This window comes from Sphaerimonospora mesophila (genome assembly GCF_001417795.1).
Taxonomy (GTDB): domain Bacteria; phylum Actinomycetota; class Actinomycetes; order Streptosporangiales; family Streptosporangiaceae; genus Sphaerimonospora; species Sphaerimonospora mesophila.
Window position 1 is genome coordinate 20,352 of record NZ_BCBX01000050.1, and the last position, 15,178, is coordinate 35,529.

The following is a 15,178-nucleotide window of genomic DNA, read 5'->3' on the forward strand; positions in this document are numbered from 1 at the left end:
CATGGTGGAGGTCGCCGGACTGCTGCTGGCCGCAGGCGGCGGCACCCGGCTCGGAACGCCGAAGGCCGTGGTGGAGTTCGCCGGCGAACGGCTCGCCGAGCGTGGCGTCCGCCTCCTCGCCGAGGGCGGCTGTCATCCGGTCGTCGTCGTGCTCGGGGCCGCCGAGATCCCGGCCGGGAGGGCGGTGACCGTGCGCAACCCCGACTGGACGACCGGCATGGGCTCGTCCCTGCGCGCGGGCCTGCGGTCGCTGCCCGGCACGGCCGCCGCCGTGGTGATCGCCCTCGTGGACCAGCCGCTGGTCCGGCCGGCCGCCGTACGGCGGCTGATCGAGGCGTTCCGGTCCGGCGCCGCCGTCGCCGTGGCGACGTACGGCGGGGCGCCGCGCAACCCGGTGCTGATCGCGCGCGAACACTTCGCCGAGGTGTGCGCGCTGGCCGAGGGAGACGTCGGGGCGCGGCCGTTCCTGCGGGCGCATCCCGAGCTGGTGACCCCGGTGCCCTGTGACGACGCGGGCGATCCGGCCGATGTCGACACTCAGGAGGATCTGCGCCGGATCCGCGCCCGCTATGATCATCCTGATTGAGCTTCCGCTGAGCTCTACTGAGGAGAGTCGAGTGGCAGACCAGGCACAGATCCCCGGCGGGCTCGACGTCACCCGCCCCAACGTGGCCCGGATGTACGATTACTACCTCGGTGGGAAGAATCACTTCCCGGCCGATCGCGCGGCGGCGGAGAGAGTGATCGAGATCTCCCAAGGGCACGTCAGGGAGGCGGTCAGGGAGAATCGCGCCTTCCTCGGCCGGGCCGTACGCTTCCTGGTCCGCGAGCGCGGCATCCGCGTGTTCCTCGATCTCGGCGCCGGGCTGCCCACGCAGGGCAACGTGCACGAGATCGCGTTCGACGAGGCGCCCGACGCGCGGGTCCGCTACGTCGACAACGACCCCGTGGTGGCCGCGCACGGTCGGGCGCTGCTCGCGGGCGACCCCAGGGTGGAGTTCCTGGAGGCCGACCTGCGGCGCCCGGAGGAGGTGCTCGGCGCGTTCGCCTTCGACGGGCCGGTCGGCGTGCTGATGGTGTCCTGCCTGCACTTCGTGCCGGACGAGGAGGACCCGGCCGGCATCGTGGCCAGGTACGCGGCGGCCCTGCCCGCCGGGAGCCACTTCGTGATCTCGCACGTCTGCTCCGACGCCCTGACCGACATCATGGCGCAGACGGGCGGCGTGTACGGTAATGCCAACGCGCCCTTCGAGGCCCGTCCCCGCGCGGCCATCGAGAGGTTCTTCGGCGGCCTCGAACTGGTCGAGCCCGGCCTGGTCCAGCTGCACGAGTGGCGGCCCGAGCCGGACTCGCTGCCGCTGCGGGCCGACATCATGGCGGTGCTCGGCGGGGTCGCACGCAGACCATAAGGGTCGCTCGCAGACCAGAAGGAGAGCGGATGCGGATCGGGATGGCCCTCAACTACGCGGGAGGGTTCAAGGAGACCGTCGCGGAGCTGTCCGACTACGAGAAGGCCGGCCTCGACATCGTGTTCGTGGCCGAGGCCTACAGCTTCGACGCGGTCAGCCAGATGGGGTACATCGCCGCGAGGACCGAGCGGCTCCAGATCGCCTCGGGCATCCTGCCGATCTACTCGCGTACGCCCACGCTGCTGGCCATGACGGCGGCCGGCCTGGACTACGTCTCCGACGGCCGCTTCACGCTCGGCATCGGCGCGTCCGGCCCGCAGGTGATCGAGGGCTTCCACGGCGTGCCGTACACCGCGCCGCTCGGCCGCACCCGCGAGGTCGTGGAGATCTGCCGCAAGGTGTGGCGGCGGGAGCGGCTGGAGCACTCGGGCAAGCACTATTCGATGCCGTTGCCGGGTGGCACCGGCCTGGGCAAGCCGCTCAAGCTGATCAACCATCCGGTGCGGGAGCGGATCCCCATCGTGATCGCGGCGATCGGGCCGAAGAACGTGGAGCTCGCCGCCGAGATCGCCGAGGGCTGGGAGCCGATCTTCTTCATGCCGGAGAAGGCCGCCGACGTCTGGGGCCGGTCGCTGGCCTCCGGCGGGGCGCGCAGGGACCCCGCGCTCGGCGAGCTGGACGTGATCGCCCAGGCGGTGCTGGCCATCGGCGACGACGTGGACGGCATCCTGGAGCTGGGCCGCTCGATGGCCGCCCTCTACATCGGCGGCATGGGCGCGCGCGGCAAGAACTTCTACAACGATCTGGCCCGCCGGTACGGCTACGAGCGGGAGGCCGAGCTGATCCAGGACCTCTACCTCTCGGGCCGCAAGAAGGAGGCGGAGGCCGCGGTGCCGCGGGAGCTGCTGGAGCGGATGTCGCTGGTCGGCCCCGAAGGCCACGTCAGGGAGCGGCTGGCGGCCATGCGCGAGGCGGGCGTCACCACGCTGAACGTGACCCCCGTCGCCCGCACCCACGCCGATCGCGTCCGCCTGATCGAGAAGATCAGGGACCTGGCCGCCTGACCCACCCCCCGGGGGTCCCCCGCCGTGATCTTGCGAATTCTCGCAGGCACGCGCCGCTGGCAGGCACGTCGCGTTCGTGACCTTGCAGTTTCTCGCAGACCTGCCCACTGAGCAGGGAAGACACCTTTAGTGATCTTGCACTTGACCGCTAAGTGCAAGATCGACGAGGGTGTAAGTGCACGTCAGGAGGTATGTCTGCAAGAAACTGCAAGATCACTGGATTGATTTCCGCGGCTCAGCCGGGGTCCCTGCGAGAATTCGCAAGATCACGGGTGGGTCCGGGGGGCGGGGGAGCGAGGGGTTCGTCCAGGCAGGCGGCGAAGATCTGCTCCAGCCGGGCGGACAGCACCTCCGGGTCCGCTCCGCCGACCGTCTCCGGATCGACGAGCCTGCGCAGGGGGCCGGCACCGAGGATGACCATCGTGGCGAGCAGGGCCCGCTCCTCGACGCCGGGGCCGGTCAGCCGCGCCTTGAGCACGTCGACTATGCCGGACTCGACCCGCGCCCGCAGCACCGCCCGGATCTCCGGACTCGCCCCCGCCCGGTCGATCATCCGCGTCAGCGGGTCGCGGCCGCCGAGGCTCAGCCGCCGGGCGACCCGTGCGGCCAGCCGGGCGGGCAGTTCCTCCGGGCCGTCCTCGAGCTCCGACTCCAGCGTGGACCCGCTCGCCAGGACCTTGGCGAACAGATCGACCTTCGACCCGAAGTAGCGGTTGACGAGCGCGGGGTTCGCCTCGGCCGCCGACGCGATCATCCGGATCGTCACGTGGTCGTAGCCGTGCTCGGCGAACAGTTCGCGCGCGGCCGAGAGGATCCGCTCTTCGGTGGCCTCCCGATCTCGTGTCGTCACCTTTCGTAGGTTATCGTGATTTCACGAGTAAACAAGCGTCTACTAGGGGTGTGGCCTGGTAACAGCGGCGGGCCCGGGGAGAGGAGATCGCGTGACCCAGGAGATGGTGCGGGAAACGGCGCCGCGGTCGTACACGCATCGCGAGGTCATGGAGATCCTCTCCGGATTGCTGCTCGCCCTGCTGACCTCGATGATCTCCACGTCCGTCATCGGTACGGCGCTGCCGACGATCGTGGGCGAACTCGGCGGGCAGGAGCAGTACTCGTGGGTGGCCAGTTCGACGCTGCTGACGATGACGGTCTCGACCCCGCTGTGGGGAAAGCTCTCCGACATCTTCGGCCGCAAGCTGATGTTCCAGCTCGCCCTCGGGCTCTTCGTGGCCTCGTCGATGGCGGCCGGGCTCTCGCAGAACATCGGCATGCTGATCGCCGGCCGGGCGGTGCAGGGCATCGGGGCGGGTGGTCTGTCCGCACTCGTCCAGGTGATCCTCGGCGACGTGGTCGAGCCGCGTGAGCGGGGGCGCTACTCGGGCTACGTGGGAGCGGTGTTCGGCGTCTCCACGGTCGCCGGGCCGCTCCTCGGCGGGTTCATCGTGGACACGGAATGGCTCGGCTGGCGCTGGTGCTTCTACGTCTGCGTCCCGCTCGCGCTCGTGGCGTTCATCGTCATCCAGCGGGTGCTGCGGCTGCCGCGCGTGAAGCGGGCCGCCAAGATCGACTGGTGGGGCGCGACCATGCTGACCGGCGGCGCGACCACGCTGATGCTCCTGCTGTCGCTGGGCGGCCACGAGTTCGAATGGGGGTCCCCCTGGACGTACGGCCTGGGCGTGCTCAGCGTGGTGCTGTTCGCCCTGGCGATCCCGGCCGAGCGCAGGGCCGCCGACCCGATCCTGCCGCCGCGCCTGTTCCGCAACCGTACGTTCGTCCTTGCCTCCCTGGCGTCGCTGCTCATCGGCATCGCCATGTTCGGTGTGATGATCTACCTTCCGCAGTACCTGCAGATCGTCAAGGGCCTCACCCCGACCGACTCCGGGCTCATGACGCTGCCCATGGTCCTCGGCCTGTTCCTGGCGTCGATCACCTCGGGCCGGATCGTGACCAGGACCGGCCGGTGGAAGGCGTTCCCGGTGGCCGGCCTGCTGCTGGTGACCGTGGGCATGTGGTCGCTGTCCCGCCTGGAGGTCCGCTCGTCCTTCCTCGTGATCGGGGCCGACACCGCGATCGTCGGCGTGGGGCTCGGGCTGAGCATGCAGATGCTGATCCTCGCCACCCAGAACGCGGTCGAGCGGCGCGACATGGCGGTCAGCACCTCCGGCGTCTCCTTCTTCCGCAGCCTCGGCGGCGCGATCGGGGTGGCGGCCTTCGGCGCGATCCTCACCAACAGGGTGCGGGACGAGCTGGCCGCGATGCTCGCGCACGCGCCCGGTGGGACGGCCGGCCTCGCGCTGGGCACCCCGGACGCGATCCAGCACCTGCCCGCACACGTGCGGGACGTCGTGATCCAGGCGTTCGCCTCGGCGATGCGCACGGTGTTCCTGGTCGGGGTCCCGGCCGCGGTGCTGGGCCTCGTCGCGGTGCTCTGCCTCCGCGAGGCGGTGCTGCGCTCGGGGCGCTCCCGCTCCGAATCCGCGCAGTAGAGTCCAACCGTGTCATATGCCTCACTCCATGCCGCCCGCCGGGCCCGGCTGGCCGCGGCGCTCCCCGAGCACGGCGTCGCCGCCGTGCTCGTCACGTGGCCCGTCAACGTGCGCTACCTCACCGGCCTGTCCAGCTCGAACGCCGCCGTGCTCGTCGGCGCCGAGGGGCAGGCCATGCTCGCCACCGACTCCCGGTACGCGGAGACCGCGCAGCGGCAGTGCCGGGACGTGGAGGTGATCGTCGACCGCGACGTGGCCGGCGCGCTGCTCGCCCGCGCGGGCGCGGCCGGCGGCCTCGCCGTCGAGGCCGACCACATGACGGTGGCCATGTTCGGGCGGCTCGGCGAGCGGCTCGGCGGAGATCCGAGCGCCCGGCTGACCCCGGTCTCCGGGCTGGTCGAGGCGGTGCGCGCGGTCAAGGACGAGCAGGAGATCGACGCGCTGCGCCGGGCCTGCGCGATCACCGATGAGGCGTTCTCGCAGGTCGTCGAGCGGATCGCCCCGGGTGTCACCGAGCGGGAGATCGCCAGGTGGCTGGAGGTCCGCATGACGGAGCTGGGGGCGGACAAGCCGGCCTTCGACTCCATCGTGGCGTCGGGGCCCAACGGCTCGATCCCGCACCACGCGCCCTCGGACCGGCGGATTCGGTCCGGCGACCTGGTGACCATCGACTTCGGCGCCCGCTACGGCGGCTACCACGCCGACATGACCCGCACCGTCGCCGTCGGCCGGCCGGCCGCCTGGCAGCGCGACCTCTACGAGCTCGTACGGCAGGCCCAGCAGGCCGGGTGCCTGGCCGTACGGCCGGGGGCGACGGCGCACGAGGTGGACGCGGCGGCGCGCGGCGTGATCGAGCGGGCGGGGCACGCTGAGCACTTCGAGCACGGGCTGGGCCACGGCGTCGGCCTGGAGATCCACGAACAGCCGTTCCTGGGCCCTGACAGGACCGGTAGACTAGAGGATCGAGTTCCGATCACCGTCGAGCCGGGGGTTTACCTGCCGGGCAGGGGCGGCGTGCGCATCGAGGACACGCTGGTCACGCGTGACGACGGGCCGGAGCTTCTCACACTGACCACCAAGGAGCTGCTCATCTTGTAGGGCAGCCGCATGCGGGAGACCACGTGGCGACGACGAACGACCTGAAGAACGGACTCGTGCTCAAGCTCGACGGCGGAGAGCTGTGGACCGTCGTCGAGTTCCAGCACGTCAAGCCGGGCAAGGGCGGCGCGTTCGTCCGCACCAAGCTCAAGAACGTGCTGACCGGCAAGGTGCTCGACCGGACCTTCAACGCCGGCGTCAAGGTCGACGTGGCCAACGTCGACAAGCGCGAGATGCAGTACTCCTACCTCGACGGCGACGACTTCGTCTTCATGGACACCGAGACCTACGACATGGTCAACGTGCCGCGCTCGGTGGTGGGCGACGCCGCCAACTACATGCTGGAGAACACCACGGCCACGGTCGCGTTCAACGAGGGCAACCCGCTGTACGTGGACCTGCCCGCCGCCGTCGAGCTGACGATCTCGCACACCGACCCTGGCCTGCAGGGCGACCGCTCCACCGGCGGCACCAAGCCCGCCACGCTGGAGACCGGCGCGGAGATCAAGGTCCCGCTGTTCATCACGACCGGCGAGAAGGTCAAGGTCGACACCCGCAGCGGCGAATACCTCGGTCGGGCCTGACGTGTCGGCTCGGGGGAAGGCGCGCCGCCGCGCGCTGGACATCCTCTTCGAGGCCGAAGCCCGCAGAGAGAGCCCGCTCGGCGTGCTGGCCGAACGGGTGGAGCGCTCCGACCCGCCCGTCCACGACTACACGACGAGGATCGTCGAGGGCGTGGTCCGGCACCTGGAGCGCATCGACGAGCTGATCTCGACGTACTCGGAGGGGTGGACCCTGGAGCGGATGCCGGCGGTCGACCGGAACATCCTGCGCGCCGGCACCTTCGAGATGCTCTGGTCGGATGACGTGCCCGAGGGCGTGGTCATCAGCGAGTGGGTACACCTGGCGGGGGAGCTGTCGACCGACGAGTCTCCGCAGTTCGTGAACGGGCTGCTGGCCCGTTTCAAGCAGCTCAAGCCGTCCCTGTCGCTCTGAGCGGCCGTCGCACTGGAAAGAGGCCTCTCGACCTGGAAGCCTGGAAGCCCGTCGCACTGGAAAGCGCCGCCGCGCCCGGCGGCGTGGCCTGTGAACGTAGGAGGCCGCACATGCGTGACGCCACACGGCAGACCGTTGTCTGGGAGGCGCTGCGCGCCGTCCTCGCCCGGCGGTCGGCGGCCGCCGGGCGCGACACGCTCGACATCGTCGACGCCGGGGGCGGCACCGGCGGCTTCGCCGTACCGCTCGCGCGGCTGGGTCACGCGGTGACCGTGGTCGACCCGACGCCCGACTCGCTCGCCGCGCTGGAACGCCGCGCGGCCGAGAACGGCGTGGGCGTCAAGGGCCTGCAGGGCGATGTGGCGGACCTCGGCGACCTGCTGGAACCCGGCGGCGCCGACCTCGTGCTGTGTCACAGCGTGCTGGAGTACGTCGACGAACCGGCGGGGGCGCTGAGCGCCGTCCGCGGCGTCCTCCGCGAAGGCGGCGCGGTCAGCGTGCTCGCGGCCAACTCGGTCGCCGCCGCCGTGCACCGCGCGCTGGCGGGCCAGTTCGAGGAGGCCCGGCGGCTGCTGGCCGAGCCGCCGGGAAGGTGGTTCTCCCGGGAGGCGCTGGCCGGGCTGCTCGCCGCAGCGGGGTTCACCGTGACCGAGGTGCACGGCGTGCGGATCTTCTCCGAGCTGGTGCCCGGCATGACCGCCGAGAGCGATCCCGAGGCGTTGATCGCGCTGGAGCGGGCGGCGGCCGGCCACCCCGTGCTGCGCGACATCGCCGTCCAGCTCCACGTCATCGCCCACAGGTGACGTGCTTTCGAATGGCTGTTCGGGTAGAGTCGATGGTGTGTCCCGGAACCATGTCAGGAGCGGTGGCGAGGCCCGTCGTGCGGCCGTCGACGACGGCTGCCCGATCCTGCACGTGGACATGGACGCCTTCTACGCCAGCGTGGAGCTGCTCGAGCGGCCCGAGCTGAAGGGCACCCCGGTCATCGTGGGGTCGCCGGGCGCGCGCGGCGTGGTGCTGAGCGCCACCTACGAGGCCCGGCGCTTCGGCGTCCACTCGGCGATGCCGATGACCCGGGCCCGCCGGCTGTGCCCGGCTGCGACGATCATCCCGCCTCGTCACGGAAGGTACGCCGAGGTCTCCCGGGGCGTCATGGAGATCTTCAGGACCATCACGCCGCTGGTGGAGCCGATCGCGTCCGACGAGGCGTTCCTCGACGTCGGCGGGGCCCGCCGCAGGCTCGGCCCGCCCGCCGTCATCGCCGGGATGATCCGCGAGCAGGTGGCACGGCGCCACGGCATCACCTGCTCGGTGGGCGTGGCGAGCAGCAAGTTCGTGGCCAAGCTCGCCTCCCGGGCGTGCAAGCCGGACGGGCTGCTGGTCGTCCCGGCCGACCGGGTCGTGGAGTTCCTCCACCCGCTGCCCGTCGGGGAGCTGTGGGGCGTGGGCGAGCGCACGGAGCAGGCCCTCGTACGGCTCGGCATCAGGACCGTGGGGGACCTGGCCCAGGTGCCCGTCGCCACGCTCCGGCGCGAGTTCGGGGCCGTCGGGGCCCACCTGGCGGAGCTGGCCTGGGGCCGGGACGACCGCCCGGTGGTGGCCGACGCCCCCGACAAGAGCATCGGCGGTGAGGAGACCTTCCCGCACGACATCGACGACCCGGAGACGATCAGGCGGGAGTTGCTGCGACTGTCCGAGCGGGTCGCGGCGCGGCTGCGGGCGGGCGGACACGTCGGCAGGACGGTCAGCGTGAAGTTGCGCCGTTCCGACTTCACCACGATCACCCGGTCGCGTACGCTTCGCGAGACGACCGACGTGGCGAAGGAGATCTATGAGACGGCCCGCGCGCTCTACGAGGCCGCAGGGCTGGAGCGGGTGCGCCTCAGGCTGGTCGGAGTCCGGGTGGAGAACCTCCGCCCGGCGGCCACGGCGACCCGCCAGCTCGGTCTGGGCGAGCGGGAGACGGGTTGGCGGGAGGCCGAGCTGGCGATGGACCGGGCCGCTCGGCGGTTCGGACCCGATGCGGTGCGCCCGGCGTCGCTGGTGCGTCGTTCGTTTGATGCAATGGGTCCATGACGTCGCCTCCGGTTTGGCCCGCGTTGGACGTTTTCTTTCGCCTACGTCTACGGGCTCGTATTCTGGGGATAACCGACCGCGAGGTCTGGACACCCCGTGTCGTCTGTAGCCGTTTTCCCCTGAATGGGGCCGTCCTTGGGAGGCGCCGTGCCGCTGTCTGAGCACGAGCAGCGCTTGCTCGACCAGATCGAGCAGGCCCTCTACGCCGAGGACCCGAAGTGGGCCAATAGCGTCCGAACCAGAGATCCGCGCAACCACTACAAGCGCCGCCTGGTCAAGGCCTGGATCGGCTTCGCCCTCGGCGTGGTGATGCTGATGGTAGGTGTCGTGGCGGCGCAGATCCCCCTCGGTGCCGCCGGGTTCGTCGTGATGCTGGCCGCCTGTCTTTGGGGCCTGTCGAGCTGGATGCGCATGAACGGGTTCGGCGATTCCCCATCGGCCGCCCAGCCCCGCGGACGCAAGCCCAGCCGCAAGCAGAGCTTCATGGAGCGGATGGAGGAGCGCTGGCACCGCCGCCGCGACGAGCGCTGATCCCCCCACCCCTTCCCTGACCGAGACCACGAACCCGCCCGCCGCCCCTCCTCCGGGGCGGCGGGCGGGGCCTAACGGCGAGCGAGGGACAGGTCGAAGACCTCGAGAGCTCTCCCGCCGAACGCCCGGATGCGCTGCAGCGTCGACATGGGGGCCAGACCGACCGCCAGCCGCCGCCGCCGTGAGACCCCGCGCGCCAGTCCCCTGCGCACCCGCGTGAGATCGGCCGGCCCGGGGATCGCGTCCCCCGGCGTGCGGGCGTAGCGCAGCCGCTCCTGCGCCGAGACGATCCGTACCACGGACTCGGCCTCCTCGCCGTCCATCCCGTGCCGATCGATCAGCCGCCTGCCCAGCGCACGCGGGCTCTCCCCGGGCTCGCGAGCCAGCCCGAGATCGGTGAGCGCGTCGCACAGCTCGGCCCACGCGGCCTCGACGGCGGGGGCAGGCGCGGCGGCGGCCGCCGCCAGCGCGCGCCGGCGCCGCAGCCGCACCATTCCCCTGATCCCCGCCGGCGTCAGCGCCAGCAGCAGGACGGCGGCCAGACCGGCGCCCACCTTGGCCGCCGTCGACGGTCTCGACGCCAGCGGCACGGGGGAGCCGTCCATGTCCCGGTCGGCCCGGCGCCGGTCCGGCCGGACGGGGTTCGCGGCGTCATCGGTCTCGTCGGTCTCCGCCGCCGAGTCGCGGGAGGGACCGGACGTCGGTGCGGTCGTGGGGGTCACCGGCAGCGTGTACTGCGGCGCCTGGGCGGTGCCCTGGCCGCCGCTGCCGCCGGGGGTCGGCTCGAAGCGCAGCCAGCCGATGCCGTCGAAGTACAGTTCCGGCCAGGCGTGGGAGTCGTGCGTGCGCACGGTCCAGGTATCGCCGGCCCTCGTGCCGCCCGTGTAGCCGGTCGCCACCCTGGCCGGGATGCCGAGCGAGCGCGCCATCACGGCCATCGCGCCGGCGAAATGCTCGCAGTATCCCGTCCGGGTCCCCAGCAGGAAGTCCGTCAGCACGGCCGGACCGCCGCCCCCGACGTCCAGGCTGTAGGTGAAGCCGCCGGTCCTGGTGAACCACTCCTGAAGCCGCACCGCCTTCTCGTACGGCGTGGCGACCCGCCTGGTGACCTCCAGGGCCAGCTCGTGGATCTCCGGATCGAGTGTGACGGGCAACTCCAGATAGGGACTGTCGACGTCCGGATCCACCGCCGGCGTCAGCCTGAGCTGCTCGGTGGTCGGCTCCGGTTCATCGGTGACGACCTGGTAGCTCAGGCCCGCGGCCTCGTCCTCGGTGGAGAAGACCTGCAGCGAGAAGCGGTCGGCCCGCCAGTCGCCGTCCACGTCGACCTGCGCCGGCGGGTACGGCAGGGGCAGGAAGTTGAGCTTGCTGATGTCCTCGCTGATCGAGATCCGGGTCTCCGCCCGGCGTGTGGCGATGCCGGGGCCGAGTCCCGGAGGCGGGGGGAGCGGCCCGGCCGACACCCGGTCCTCCCTGCGCCCCTGCAGCGTGCCGACCCGCCAGGTCGTTCCGTCGAACCTGTCCAGTGAGTAGATGCGCAGGTAGCGGGAGCGGCCGTCGGAGGTGGTGTAGGTCAGCACGGGCTTGTTCTCCGGCTGTCTGAGCTGTCCGCCCAGCTTGACCATCGCGTCGGGCACGCCGATGGTGCCCCCGCCCGGGCCCGAGCCGTTGCCCACGCCGAAGCCGAACAGCGGATCGGGCGACAGCGTCGGCAGCAGGCCGGGGACCAGGATCGCGAGCGCGATGGCCATCACGCCGATCCGCTTGCCCGAAAGCGCCAGGCGGCCCGTGTCGGGAAGCACCCCGCTGCCGGGGGTGAGCCGCGACCGCCGCACGATCACGGCACGGCCCCAGCGGCTCAGCCGTTCCCGGCCGTCCGCCACCAGCAGGCCGACGTACCCGAATGCGCCGATCACGAACGCGGGCCAGCCGATCGGATCGGTCATCACGGCCGCCGGCACGGTGAACAGGGCCAGCATCGGCAGCCCGGCCGTCGCGGCGCGGCGGAGCCGTACCGCGAGGAGATCCACGAAAATCGCGATGAGCCCGACGCCGCCCGCCGTCAGCAGGCAGACCGCGGGGTCGGCCGGCACCGGGGCGGCGTACCGCTGGATGTCGTCGAAGCCCTCGACGAGCAGGAAGAACAGCCGCAGCACCGAGTCCTTGTTGGGGATCACCCGCAGCCACGCCTGATCACCCGCGAAGGCGGCGGTGAGGTAGATCAGCAGCGCGGCCGCCATGATGTGCGACGTCACCCAGGGGGAGGAGGCCCGGTCGCGCGGGGCGAGACGGGACAGCAGCGCTCCCGTCGCCGTGGTCACCAGGACGGCGCCGGCACAGGCCCAGAACCAGGCCCCGCCCTGGAACAGCGGATAGAGCGTGATCGTGACGGCGGCCGTGGCCAGCCCGGCGGCGATGGGTAACTTCATCGGCTGATGCCCGCCCTCCTGTGCGCGGCCTCCGGCCAGACCGCCGCGAGCGACACGCCGGCGGGCAGCCGGATCGTCCGCCATCCGCCGGCGGCCAGTACGTTCTCGGCGGTCTCGCCGGCGTCCTGCCCCGTCGTCCCGGTCTCCCCCGTGACGTCCAGCAGGACCGCGATCCCGGTCACGCCGGGCTGCTTGAGCCGGGCCAGCTCCCGCGCGTCGAGGGAGTCGATCTCTCCAAGCACGGCGACGATCAGGCCGTCGCCGCCGCCCTGCCGCAGCGCCGCGATCCCGTGCTCCATCGACCGGGCCGAGCTGTGCCGTACGACCGAGAGCGCGTCGAGCAGCGACCACGAGGCGCCGGTGTCGGCCAGATGCTGCGCGCCCTGGTCGGTGATCAGGCGCAGGCCCAGTCCGTCACGTGACAGGTGCACGCCGATCGAGGCGGCGGCCGAGACCGCGACCTCGAACGACGATCGGGGGCCGTCGCCCCGGTGGGCGCATCTGCGGGTGTCCAGCAGCAGCGCGCCCCGGCTCTGCCACTGCTGCTCCTCGCGCCTGACCATCAGCTCGCCGTGCCGCGCGGTCGACCGCCAGTGGACCCGGCGCAGGTCGTCGCCCTGGCGGTACTCGCGCGGCGCCACGTCGTCGTCGCCCGCAGCGGCCACCGAGCGGGTACGGCTGTCGCCCCCGCCCGTCCACTCGCCGGACAGCCGCACCGGCGGCAGCGGCACCACCTCGGGGGTGACCACGAGGGTGTCGGTGATCGTGAACGATCTGGTCAGCTCGACCAGCCCGAACGGGTCGGCGATCCGGACCGACAGCGGGCCGATCGGGAAACGCCCCCGCAGTTCGGAGCGCACCTTGTAGTCGATCTCCCGGACGCCGTGCGGCTCCACGCGGTCGAGGACGAACCGCGGGCGGGTGGTGCCCAGCGCGTGCGGGATGTCGTCCTCCACGAGCAGCAGCCCGGTCGGCAGGCGGGTGACGTTCTCCAGCCGCAGCGTGACCGTGCCTTCGCCGCCCGCCTGGACCCGGGACGGATCGAGCCGCCTGGAGCAGGCGAGCCGATACCGGGTCCGTACCACGATCAGCGCCGCGAGCAGCGGCAGCGCGACGATCAGGACGGCCACCCGCAGCAGGTCGTGCTCCCCCAGGAGCAGGGCGCACAGCAGGGCCGCCGCCCCCGAGGCGATGAACGACCGTCCCCGGGAGGTCAGGGCCCTCAATCCGCTCACTTGGCGTCCGGCACGGGTATGTGACGCACCAGGTCGGCGACCACCTGCTCCGGCCGGCGGCGCTGTCCCTGGGCCTCGACGCTCGGCAGCAGCCGGTGCGCCAGGACGGGCACGGCCAGATCCTGCAGGTCGTCGGGGATGACGTAGTCGCGGCCGGACAGCGCGGCGTGCGCCCTGGCGCCGCGCACCAGGTGCAGGGTGGCCCGCGGCGAGGCGCCCAGCCGCAGGTCGGGCGAGTTCCTGGTGGCGGTCACCAGGTCGACGGCGTACTGCTTCACCGCAGGCGAGACGTAGACCGCGCGCACGGCCCGGATCAGCCCCAGCACCTCGGCCGTGGTCGCCACCGGCCGCAGCTCGGCCAGCGGCTGGGCGGCGCCGTGGACGTCGAGCATCTCCAGCTCGGCGGCCGGAGCGGGATAGCCCATCGCGATCTTCGCGGTGAAGCGGTCGCGCTGGGCCTCGGGCAGGGGATAGGTCCCCTCCATCTCGATCGGGTTCTGGGTCGCGATGACCATGAACGGCGGCGCGAGCTCGTAGGTGACGCCGTCCACGGTCACCTGCCGCTCCTCCATGCACTCCAGCAGCGCCGACTGCGTCTTGGGCGAGGCCCGGTTGATCTCGTCGCCCACGACGACGTTGGCGAAGACCGGTCCTGGTTTGAACTCGAACTCTCTGGTCAGTTGGTTGTACGCGCTGACTCCGGTGATGTCGCTGGGCAGGAGGTCTGGGGTGAACTGCACGCGCTTGACGGGACAGTCGATCGAGCGCCCCAGGGCCTTGGCCAGCATGGTCTTGCCGACACCGGGCACATCCTCGATGAGGAGGTGCCCCTCCGCCAGGAGCACGGTGAGGGTGAGGCGGACGACGTCGCTCTTGCCTTCGATCACGGATTCGATCGCCCGGCCGATCCGGTGCGCGATGTCGATGTCCATGTCGATCTCGACGTCGGAGGTTGCTGCCACCGGGCCTCCATAAATGCGGGTTAAACCATACATTTTGTTTCTTGTGGTACAGACCCTATGACCCTGGAGGTTCCCGGGCGAGTTTGTCCACGTCGCACCTTCGTCTGAATCCCGTGACAAAGGCCGTGCGCTTTCCTCTCGTACGGCTTCCCCTGTACCACCGGGGCCGGCGGCCTCCGCGCGCTCCACTTCGCCCCACCCTCATTTACCTGGGAAAACGCGGAGAAAATGACACGCCGACACGGCGTGAATCAGTTGACGGTGGAGAGAAGTGGAGTATGGTGGTGCGCAGTGGAGAGCAGAGGCTGTAGTGCCGAGCGCTCCGCAAGGCGCAGGAGGTGGGTTCGGTGTTCCTCGGCACCCATCCGCTGCGCCTGGATGACAAAGGACGGCTGTTCCTGCCGGCGAAGTTTCGCGAGGAGCTGGCGGAGGGTCTTGTGATCACCAAAGGCCAGGAGCGTTGCCTCTACGTCTTCCCAGTAGAGGAGTTCCAGCGCATCACCGAGGCCCTGCGCACCGCTCCGATGACGGCCAAGGCGGTCCGCGATTACAGCCGTGTGTTCTTCGCCGGGGCGTCGGACGAGACGCCGGACAGGCAGGGGCGGATCACGATTCCGCAGGCCCTGAGGCGGTATGCGGGTTTGACACGTGACTGCACGGTGATCGGTGCGAACACCAGGCTGGAGATCTGGGACACCCAGGGGTGGGAGACCTATCTGGCCGCCCAGGAGCAGGAGTTCTCCGACCTGTCGGAGGAGGTGTTGCCCGGAATCCTTTGATCTGTTCGATCCTTTGATCGAAAGACCCGTCGTGACGTTCGGCGAGGTCTCCACCCGCTCCCATGTGGCGGCAGCTGATGCACCTTCCCCGGTGTCAGATGCCAGGGCCGGCG

Annotated in this window: 15 protein-coding genes; 11 read left to right on the forward strand and 4 right to left on the reverse strand. The window is 71.2% G+C overall.

The features are described from left to right. Nucleotide 1: 1 nt before the first annotated feature. Genes AP234_RS29470 through AP234_RS29480 form a run of 3 tightly spaced genes read left to right on the forward strand, consistent with a single transcriptional unit; the run spans nt 2 to nt 2,473 of the window. Nucleotides 2-586 (forward strand): nucleotidyltransferase family protein, encoded by a 585-nt coding sequence (locus AP234_RS29470; RefSeq protein ID WP_055483025.1) that lies wholly within the window; start codon nt 2-4, stop codon nt 584-586. Nucleotides 587-617: 31 nt separating this feature from the next. After that, nucleotides 618-1,409 (forward strand): SAM-dependent methyltransferase, encoded by a 792-nt coding sequence (locus AP234_RS29475; RefSeq protein WP_055483026.1) that lies wholly within the window; start codon nt 618-620, stop codon nt 1,407-1,409. A gap of 29 nt (nt 1,410-1,438) precedes the next feature. Continuing rightward, a complete protein-coding gene (locus tag AP234_RS29480) occupies nt 1,439-2,473 on the forward strand; it encodes an LLM class F420-dependent oxidoreductase (RefSeq protein WP_055483027.1) in 1,035 nt (344 codons plus the stop codon). A gap of 235 nt (nt 2,474-2,708) precedes the next feature. Here the strand turns inward: AP234_RS29480 and AP234_RS29485 are convergent, their stop codons facing one another. Continuing rightward, the gene (locus AP234_RS29485) at nt 2,709-3,323 is read right to left on the reverse strand and encodes a TetR/AcrR family transcriptional regulator (protein ID WP_063843132.1); all 615 of its coding nucleotides are present in this window, start codon (nt 3,321-3,323) and stop codon (nt 2,709-2,711) included. Nucleotides 3,324-3,426: 103 nt separating this feature from the next. Between AP234_RS29485 and AP234_RS29490 the strand changes: the two genes are divergently transcribed. The 7 genes from AP234_RS29490 to AP234_RS29520 all read left to right on the forward strand — a co-directional run bounded on the left by AP234_RS29490 (nt 3,427) and on the right by AP234_RS29520 (nt 9,660). Next, nucleotides 3,427-4,959, forward strand: a complete 1,533-nt coding sequence (locus AP234_RS29490) for an MDR family MFS transporter (protein ID WP_055483073.1) — start codon at nt 3,427-3,429, stop codon at nt 4,957-4,959. Nucleotides 4,960-4,968: 9 nt separating this feature from the next. Then, nucleotides 4,969-6,057, forward strand: a complete 1,089-nt coding sequence (locus AP234_RS29495) for a M24 family metallopeptidase (protein WP_055483028.1) — start codon at nt 4,969-4,971, stop codon at nt 6,055-6,057. 23 nt (nt 6,058-6,080) lie between these two features. Further along, a complete protein-coding gene (efp, locus tag AP234_RS29500) occupies nt 6,081-6,641 on the forward strand; it encodes an elongation factor P (protein ID WP_055483029.1) in 561 nt (186 codons plus the stop codon). A gap of 1 nt (nt 6,642) precedes the next feature. Further along, nucleotides 6,643-7,053, forward strand: a complete 411-nt coding sequence (gene nusB, locus AP234_RS29505; RefSeq protein WP_055483030.1) for a transcription antitermination factor NusB — start codon at nt 6,643-6,645, stop codon at nt 7,051-7,053. 110 nt (nt 7,054-7,163) lie between these two features. Further along, the gene (locus AP234_RS29510; RefSeq protein ID WP_055483031.1) at nt 7,164-7,856 is read left to right on the forward strand and encodes a methyltransferase domain-containing protein; all 693 of its coding nucleotides are present in this window, start codon (nt 7,164-7,166) and stop codon (nt 7,854-7,856) included. A 37-nt stretch (nt 7,857-7,893) separates the two neighbouring features. Then, nucleotides 7,894-9,129, forward strand: a complete 1,236-nt coding sequence (gene dinB, locus AP234_RS29515; protein ID WP_055483032.1) for a DNA polymerase IV — start codon at nt 7,894-7,896, stop codon at nt 9,127-9,129. A 147-nt stretch (nt 9,130-9,276) separates the two neighbouring features. Beyond that, nucleotides 9,277-9,660 (forward strand): DUF3040 domain-containing protein, encoded by a 384-nt coding sequence (locus tag AP234_RS29520; protein ID WP_055483033.1) that lies wholly within the window; start codon nt 9,277-9,279, stop codon nt 9,658-9,660. Nucleotides 9,661-9,731: 71 nt separating this feature from the next. On the opposite strand, the gene AP234_RS29525 is transcribed toward AP234_RS29520, so the two are convergent. Genes AP234_RS29525 through AP234_RS29535 form a run of 3 tightly spaced genes read right to left on the reverse strand, consistent with a single transcriptional unit; the run spans nt 9,732 to nt 14,256 of the window. Continuing rightward, nucleotides 9,732-12,089 (reverse strand): transglutaminase TgpA family protein, encoded by a 2,358-nt coding sequence (locus tag AP234_RS29525; RefSeq protein ID WP_055483074.1) that lies wholly within the window; start codon nt 12,087-12,089, stop codon nt 9,732-9,734. Further along, complete coding sequence (locus AP234_RS29530; RefSeq protein WP_055483034.1) at nt 12,086-13,324, reverse strand: DUF58 domain-containing protein; 1,239 nt, start codon at nt 13,322-13,324, stop codon at nt 12,086-12,088. The genes AP234_RS29525 and AP234_RS29530 overlap by 4 nt, the downstream gene beginning before the upstream one ends. Then, the gene (locus tag AP234_RS29535) at nt 13,321-14,256 is read right to left on the reverse strand and encodes an AAA family ATPase (RefSeq protein ID WP_055483075.1); all 936 of its coding nucleotides are present in this window, start codon (nt 14,254-14,256) and stop codon (nt 13,321-13,323) included. The genes AP234_RS29530 and AP234_RS29535 overlap by 4 nt, the downstream gene beginning before the upstream one ends. Nucleotides 14,257-14,633: 377 nt before the next feature. On the opposite strand from AP234_RS29535, the gene mraZ reads away from it, so the two are divergent. Continuing rightward, nucleotides 14,634-15,065 carry a division/cell wall cluster transcriptional repressor MraZ gene (gene mraZ, locus AP234_RS29540; RefSeq protein ID WP_055483035.1) on the forward strand — a complete coding sequence of 144 codons (432 nt, stop codon included), beginning with the start codon at nt 14,634-14,636 and terminating at the stop codon, nt 15,063-15,065. The last annotated feature ends 113 nt before the right edge of the window (nt 15,066-15,178 follow it).